Annotated in this window: 7 protein-coding genes; 2 read left to right on the top strand and 5 right to left on the bottom strand. The window is 62.6% G+C overall.

Going from position 1 to position 7090, the window contains the following annotated elements:
* Positions 1 to 122 precede the first annotated feature (122 nt).
* From IP85_RS00035 to IP85_RS00015, 5 genes are all read right to left on the bottom strand, one after another.
* Positions 123 to 1691, bottom strand: a complete 1569-nt coding sequence (locus IP85_RS00035) for an NADH-quinone oxidoreductase subunit NuoF (RefSeq protein ID WP_054147621.1) — start codon at positions 1689 to 1691, stop codon at positions 123 to 125.
* Positions 1688 to 2167, bottom strand: coding sequence for a formate dehydrogenase subunit gamma (locus IP85_RS00030; RefSeq protein WP_054147620.1), 480 nt, complete (start codon positions 2165 to 2167; stop codon positions 1688 to 1690). The genes IP85_RS00035 and IP85_RS00030 overlap by 4 nt, the downstream gene beginning before the upstream one ends.
* Before the next feature lie 66 nt (positions 2168 to 2233).
* Entirely contained in the window at positions 2234 to 3172 is a 939-nt protein-coding gene (locus tag IP85_RS00025; RefSeq protein WP_054147619.1) for a LysR family transcriptional regulator, read from the bottom strand.
* Between the two features lie 28 nt (positions 3173 to 3200).
* Entirely contained in the window at positions 3201 to 3566 is a 366-nt protein-coding gene (locus IP85_RS00020; RefSeq protein ID WP_054147618.1) for a metalloregulator ArsR/SmtB family transcription factor, read from the bottom strand.
* A gap of 86 nt (positions 3567 to 3652) precedes the next feature.
* On the bottom strand, positions 3653 to 4585 hold the full coding sequence (locus IP85_RS00015; RefSeq protein WP_054147617.1) for an L-lactate dehydrogenase: 933 nt from the start codon (positions 4583 to 4585) through the stop codon (positions 3653 to 3655).
* A 168-nt stretch (positions 4586 to 4753) separates the two neighbouring features.
* On the opposite strand from IP85_RS00015, the gene IP85_RS00010 reads away from it, so the two are divergent.
* Both IP85_RS00010 and IP85_RS00005 read left to right on the top strand, forming a co-directional pair.
* Complete coding sequence (locus IP85_RS00010) at positions 4754 to 5680, top strand: LysR substrate-binding domain-containing protein (RefSeq protein WP_245280777.1); 927 nt, start codon at positions 4754 to 4756, stop codon at positions 5678 to 5680.
* Positions 5681 to 5781: 101 nt separating this feature from the next.
* Positions 5782 to 7090 (top strand): aldehyde dehydrogenase family protein (locus IP85_RS00005; RefSeq protein ID WP_054147616.1); only part of this gene is annotated, 1309 nt, incomplete at its 3' end.

The raw sequence follows: 7090 nt of genomic DNA, 5'->3' as shown, positions 1-7090 counted from the left end.
GGGGGGGGGGGTTAGCGTCAGCGCAAGCGGCCCCCTCATCGCCTCACTGCGTTCGGCACTTCTCCCCGCTGGGGAGAAGAGGGAGCCAGATCCGGCAGCCTCGCGAGTTTCTCGAAGACAACTCATTCCGCAGCCTCCCGAACCGGGGCCGGCGTGAAATCTTCCGGAAAATGCGTCATGGCGCTCATGACCGGATAGGGCGTGAAGCCGCCCAGCGCGCAGAGCGAGCCGAATTTCATAGTGTTGCAGAGATCCTCCAGCAGCACCTTGTTCTTCTCCGGCTCGATGCCGCGCGCAATCTTGTCGACCGTCTCGACGCCGCGCGTCGAGCCGATGCGGCAGGGCGTGCACTTGCCGCAGCTTTCGACCGCACAGAATTCCATGGCGAAGCGCGCCTGCTTCAGCATGTCGGCGGTATCGTCGAAAACCACGACACCGGCATGGCCGATCAGGCCACCGGCAGCGGTGAAGGCCTCGTAGTCGAAGATCGTGTCGAACAGCGAGGGCGGGAAATAGGCGCCGAGCGGCCCACCGACCTGCACGGCCTTGACCGGACGCCCGGAGATCGTTCCGCCGCCAATCTCGTTGATCAGCTGGCCGAGCGGCAGGCCGAAGGCGGTCTCGTAAAGGCCGCCATGCTTGAGGTTGCCGGCGAGCTGGATCGGGATCGTGCCATGCGAACGGCCAACGCCGAAGTCGCGGTAGAACTGCGCACCGCGATCCATGATGACCGGGATAGAGGCAAGCGACATGACGTTGTTGACGACCGTCGGCTTGCCGAACAGGCCCTGAAGTGCCGGCAGCGGTGGCTTGGCGCGTACCACGCCGCGCTTGCCCTCAAGGCTGTTCAGCAGCGAGGTTTCCTCGCCGCAGACATAGGCGCCGGCTCCCATGCGCACTTCCATGTCGAAGGCATAAGGCGAGCCCATGACGGAGGCGCCGAGGATCCCCTCGCGGCGGGCAATCGCGATCGCCTCTTCCATCATGGCAATCGCATGCGGGTATTCGGAGCGGGTATAGACATAGCCCTTGGTGGCGCCGACCGCGATGCCGGCAATCGCCATGCCTTCGATCAACACGAAGGGATCGCCTTCCATGATCATCCGGTCGGCAAATGTACCGCTATCGCCCTCGTCGGCATTGCAGACGATGTATTTCTGGTCGGCCTTCGCATCCGCGACCGTCTTCCACTTGATGCCCGTCGGGAAGCCTGCACCGCCGCGACCGCGCAAGCCGCTGTCGGTCACCTGTTTGACGATGTCGACAGGCGCCATCGCGATGGCATTGGCGAGGCCTTTCAGGCCCTGATAATGGCGGTAGTCATCGAGCGACAGCGGATCAGTGACGCCGCAGCGGGCGAAGGTCAGCCGCGTCTGGCCCTTCAGGAAGGGAATGTCCTGGGTCAGGCCATGGCCAAGCGGATGATCGCCGCCATCAAGGAAGCCGGCATCGAAGAGCGACGGAACGTCGGAGGCCTTCACAGGACCATAGGCGACGCGGCCGTGATCGGTGCGCACCTCGACCAGCACTTCCAGCCACAGCATACCACGCGAGCCATTGCGCACGATGGTGACGTCAAGGCCGCGTACCCTGGCTTCGCGTTCGATGGCAGCCGCCACCTTGTCGGCACCGACGGCAAGCGCTGCCGCATCGCGGGGGACGAAGACAACGACGGTTTCTGGGACGCTCATGAGCGCACCTCCGCCAGAATGTCGCTAAGACAGTGTTCGTCGAGCCGCGCATGCAGCTCACCGTCGAGCATCGCGGCAGGCGCCTGGGCACAGAGGCCGAGACAGAAGACGGGTTCGAGGGTGACGGCACCGTCAGGCGTCGTCTGGTGCCAGTCGATGCCGAGCTTGGCCTTGATCTTGTCCGCAAGAGGCTCGCAGCCCATCGACTGGCAAGCCTCGGCGCGACAGAGCTTTAGAACGTGTCGCCCAGCCGGTTGAGCGCGGAAATCGTGGTAGAAGGTGATCACGCCATGCACCTCGGCGCGCGACAGGTTCAGCGCGCTGGCGATGATCTGCTTGGCGATCTCAGGGATATAGCCGAATTCCTCCTGCACACGGTGCAGGATCGGCAGCATCGGCCCCTCCAGATGCTGCAACTCGGCGATCACAGCCGAAATGCGGGCGGAGACGTCGTCCGCAGCCACACGAATATTCATCGAAATCCTCCTCACCCGCCGAGCTCTGGCGGGGTCGTCTGTCGGAAGATGATGATGGGTCAGGGCTCAGGAGGTCAATACGCCGCTTCCGTCGCTCGATAGAAGATTTCTATCGAAGGCATTCCCGGCCGCCAGCAAGCGTGCCTCATGCAACAGGCCGGAGACGAGCGGGGTGAAGGGTTCGCGATGGGTGGCGACCAGCCCCACCAGATGCTCGGCCTCGGGTGCGGTGATCGGGATCATCCGGATCTCCTCGCCGAAACCGAAGGACTCAGCGACGTTCTTCGGCATGATTGACGCCCATTTGCCGGTACGAATATGGGAGAACAGCACAATCATCGAATTGGATTCGAGCGTCGGCTTCGGTGTCACCCCGGCCTCTGCCATGTGCTGGTTGATGATCCGGCGGTTCTGCATGTCGGCGGTCAGAAGACAGAGCCTGAGATCGGCCACCTCGCTCCAGGTGATGCTGTCACGATCGGCAAGCGGCGTGCCGACACCGGTGATCAGGTGATAGCGCTCCGAATAGAGGGGCACGCTGGTGACGCGCCCCAGCGGCTCATTGTCGAGATAGGTAATGCCGGCGTCGATCTCGAGATTTTCGAGCAGGCTCAGAACCTGCAGCGAGGTGCGCGACAGGACGGAAAAGGTCACGTCCGGATGACGGGCCTGAAAGGGTTCGGTGAGCTTCTGCACCATGGCAAGCGCCGTCGGAATGACCGCAAGCCGGATATGGCCGGCAAGACCACGCCGGGCAGCGCGCATTTCCTCGCGCATCGTGCGGGTATCGCCAACGATGCGCCGGGCCCATTCCAGCACCCGCTGACCTTCCGGGGTGAGACCGAGAAAGCGCGAACCGCGCTGCACGAGCATGACGCCGAGCTGCTCTTCGAGCTGACGGATACCCGCCGAGAGCGTCGGCTGCGTCACGCCGCATTCCTCGGCTGCGCGGCCGAAATGCTGCTGGCGGGCAAGCGCGATGAAGAATTCCAACTTGTCGATCATGCACCGCCCCTTCGATGCCCTCTCGGGCTTACGCCTCGCTGAGCGCCGCCGCCTGGCTGATCGTGACGGGTGTCGGGCCGCAATACATCTTGTAGAGCACGGAGATCAGTTCGGCGAGTTGTGGATCGGCGATCCGATAGTAGATCTGGCGTCCTTCGCGGCGGGTCTGGACGACCTTCTCGCCTCTGAGCCGCGCGAGTTGCTGGGAAACGACGGCCTGCTGGATGCCAAGGAACTGTTCGATTTCGGTGACCGTCTTCTCGCCCTGGCAGAGCATGCAGAGCATCAAGAGACGCGTCTCGTGCGATAGCGCCTTTAAAAGCCCGCTGGCGGCGCGTGCCTTGAGCAGGAAATCATCGAGAGCCTCAGGGGTGAGTGGCGGCGTTTCGTTCATCAAGTGATCCAGAAATCGGGGCGCAGTATCTGATCGTCACGGCGCTTCTGCGCCTGCATATCCTGGCATTATATAGGCAGTTCCCCCTATAAAGGAATGGCGTCGGCTCGTTCCTTCAAAAGCGACGCGCTGCGGTTCAAGGCCGCATACTCCTCGTCGTCGAGATCGGGAAAAAGATCGACGACGACACCTTCTGCGCCAATCACGCGCGGGATCGATAGGGCGACATCCCGAATGCCCGCGACTTCCGGCGTTGCAATGGAAACGGACAGCACGTCGCGCTGATCACGGGCGATCGCCTTGACGATGCGGGCAAGGCCCGCGCCGATGCCGTAATAGGTGGAGCCCTTGCCGTTGATGATCTTGTAGGCGGCGTTGCGCACACCGTCGTCGATCTGCGCGCGCACGTCCTCCGTCAGCGGCGAGCCGACCTGGGCGGCGAAAGAGGACAAAGAGACGGAGCCTGCACGGGCACTCGTCCAGGCGAGAACCTCGCTGTCACCATGTTCGCCGAGCACATAGGCATGCACCGATTGCGGGGAAATCCCGAGATGGCGGCCGACGAGACTGCGGAAACGCGCGGTGTCGAGAATGGTGCCCGAACCGATCACCCGGCGCGGATCGATGCCGGAAAGCCGTGTGGTGATCTGGGTCATGATGTCGACAGGGTTGGAGGCGATCAGCAGGATCGCATCCGGTGCGACCGGCAACACCTCGGCAAGAACGGAACGGAAAACCGCAGCATTACGCTCGAGAAGCTCAAGGCGTGTTTCGCCGGGTTTCTGGCTCACACCGGCGGAGAGGATAACCACACCCGCGCCCTCAAGATCACGGTACTGTCCGGCGTTCACGATGGTCGAGGACATGAACGGAACCGCATGGGCAATGTCTTCCGCCTGCGCGATGGCGAGTGCCTCATTGCGATCGATGAGCACGATCTCGCTGGCAAGCCCCATCAGCGCCAGCGCATAACCCGCCGAGCTGCCGACCATTCCCGCACCCACGATACCGACCTTCATGCCGATTCCCCCGAACGCATAAAATTCTGGATCCTTATCTCATCGGTCACCCGACACTTTCAATCAGCTATACCGGAAAGCATGACACATTCGCGTCAAAACTGCATGGCGCAGGTCTGTGGCCTCTGATTTAATCATCAAAGGCTCATAGGAGCATCACGAGGGATCATGAGACGACTGCCGGCGCTATCCGCGATGAAGGTATTTGAGGTGGTCGGTCAGACCCGCAGCTTCACGCGTGCAGCGGAGTTGCTGAACCTCACCCAGAGCGCCGTCAGCCGTCAGGTGCGCAATCTCGAGGAGCAGCTCGGCGAGCCCCTTGTCATCCGCAGGCACCATCACCTGGAACTGACGCCGTCCGGTACAGAATTGCTCGCCTCGCTGCAGCAGGCTTTCCACACGGTGGAGATGACGGTCCGCAATATTCGCGAGAAGAGCAACAAGCGCCGTCTGCGGATCAACGTGCCGCCGACATTTGCCAAACGCTGGCTGATGCCACGCCTGACGAGCCTCCGAGCCATCCTGCCCGACGTCGATCTGAGCATCACCACAGACCTCGAAGACAATCTTTCCGAACGGGGGATGCTCGACTGCTCCATCCGCTTCGGTGATGGGGAATGGCCAAGCCTCAAGTCGGAACGCCTGTTTACCGAACGGCATATTGCCGTCTGCGCTCCCGACCTTTTGGCGGACTTGCGCGACGGAGAGGCCATCGATCTTTCCCACTTCACATTCCTCCATGTTCTGGCCTCCGCCGACCAGCGTTATCTCACCTGGCAGCGCTGGCTCGACGCGGCGGGCCTGACGGAAACCGACACGCAGGGCGGACTGGAATTCGATCTTCTCGACCTAGTCATCGAAGCCGCGTGCAACGGACTGGGTGTTGCAGTGGCGGACCGCTCAATGGTGGCGCCCCTGATGCAAACGGGTGCCCTCACCCAGGTTCTGGACGTCGAAGTCGAGGGGCATGAGTCCTACTGGCTTGTGACTCGAACCGACAGCGCACAATCCCCGCATGTCGGAGCGTTCAGACGCTGGCTGAGCCAGGAAATCGACGGAAGCTCCGTGGCCCTGCTGAGGCAAGCGAGCGCCTGAAACATTCCTTTTTGGAATGCTCAACCCGACAATAAGTCGCTTGCGAAGAGGCAAGCCCGGCTTCCTACTTGGGCAGACTGTCCGTTGTCGGAGTGCCTGCCATGTCTACCTTCCAGAACTTCATTGCCGGATCGTTTCGCGAGACGGGGCCACGCCAGACGATCGAGGTGAAGAACCCCGCCAATGGTCGGGTCTTTGCGTCGGTCACCTCGGCGACCGAAGCCGATGTCATCGAGGCGGTGGACGCTGCCGCTGTTGCCCAGAAACCCTGGGGCCGCCTGCCGGCCATCGAGCGCGGCAATGCACTCCGCCGGCTCGCCGATGCCATCGAGCGCCATCAGCAAAAGATCGGCGCAGCACTGGCGCAGGAATCCGGCAAGAGCCTTGACGATGCCGTGGCCGAAACCGGCTACGGTGTTGAGCTGATGCGCTACCATGCCGAATGGGCGCGCCGCGTCGAGGGCGAGGTGATCGAGAGCGATACGCCGGACGAAACCCTGATGCTCAAGCGCGCACCGATCGGCGTCGTCGCCTGCCTGATCCCCTTCAACTTCCCTGTTTACACGCTGGTACGCAAGATCGCGCCGGCTCTGATCACCGGTAATGCCGTGGTCGTGCGCCCGAGCAACAACACGCCGACATCGGCCTTCGTCTTCGCCGAAGCGATCAAGGAAGCAGACCTTCCCGCAGGCCTCGTCAGCATCATGGCCATGAGCCACGAGGTGGCCCAGGTGATGGCGACGCGCCGTGAGGTCGGCATGATCACCCTGACCGGCAGCGTCGCCGCCGGTCAGACGGTTCTGGACTACTGCAAGGCCAACATCGCCAAGCCCTCACTGGAACTCGGCGGCAAGACGCCAGTCATCATCGAGCCGGATGCCGATCTCGACGTGGTGACGAAAAGCGTGCTGGCCGCCAAGACGGCCCATTGCGGCCAGGTCTGCACCTCCGTCGAGCGGCTTTACGTGCATGCCTCCGTGCATGGCACGCTTCTAGCCAAGCTCAAGGACGCCTTCGAACGCCGCCACTATGGCGACCGCGCCGAGGACCCGACCCGCATGGGACCGCTTGCCAATGCCGCAGCCCGCCTGCGTGTCCATCACATGGTCGAACGGGCCAAGGCCGATGGCGCGGTGATCGAGACGGGTGGCTTCCTGCCCGCAGGCGACGGCTATTTCTATCCGCCGACACTGCTCTCCGACTGCCGCCAGGACATGGAGATCGTCCAGGAGGAAGTCTTCGGCCCGGTGCTGGCGGTGATCCCCTATACCGATTTCGATGATGCGCTTGCCATGGCGAGCGACCACCAGTTCGGCCTCGCCTCGGTCGTCTTCACCGAGAACTACCGCAAGGTGATGAAGGCCGCGAACGAGATAGAGGCGGGTGAGCTCTATATCAACCGTTTCCCCG

Source organism: Rhizobium sp. AAP116 (assembly GCF_001295785.1).
In the GTDB taxonomy this organism is placed as follows: Bacteria; Pseudomonadota; Alphaproteobacteria; order Rhizobiales; family Rhizobiaceae; genus Allorhizobium.
This window is presented reverse-complemented; position numbering and strand designations above follow the sequence as displayed.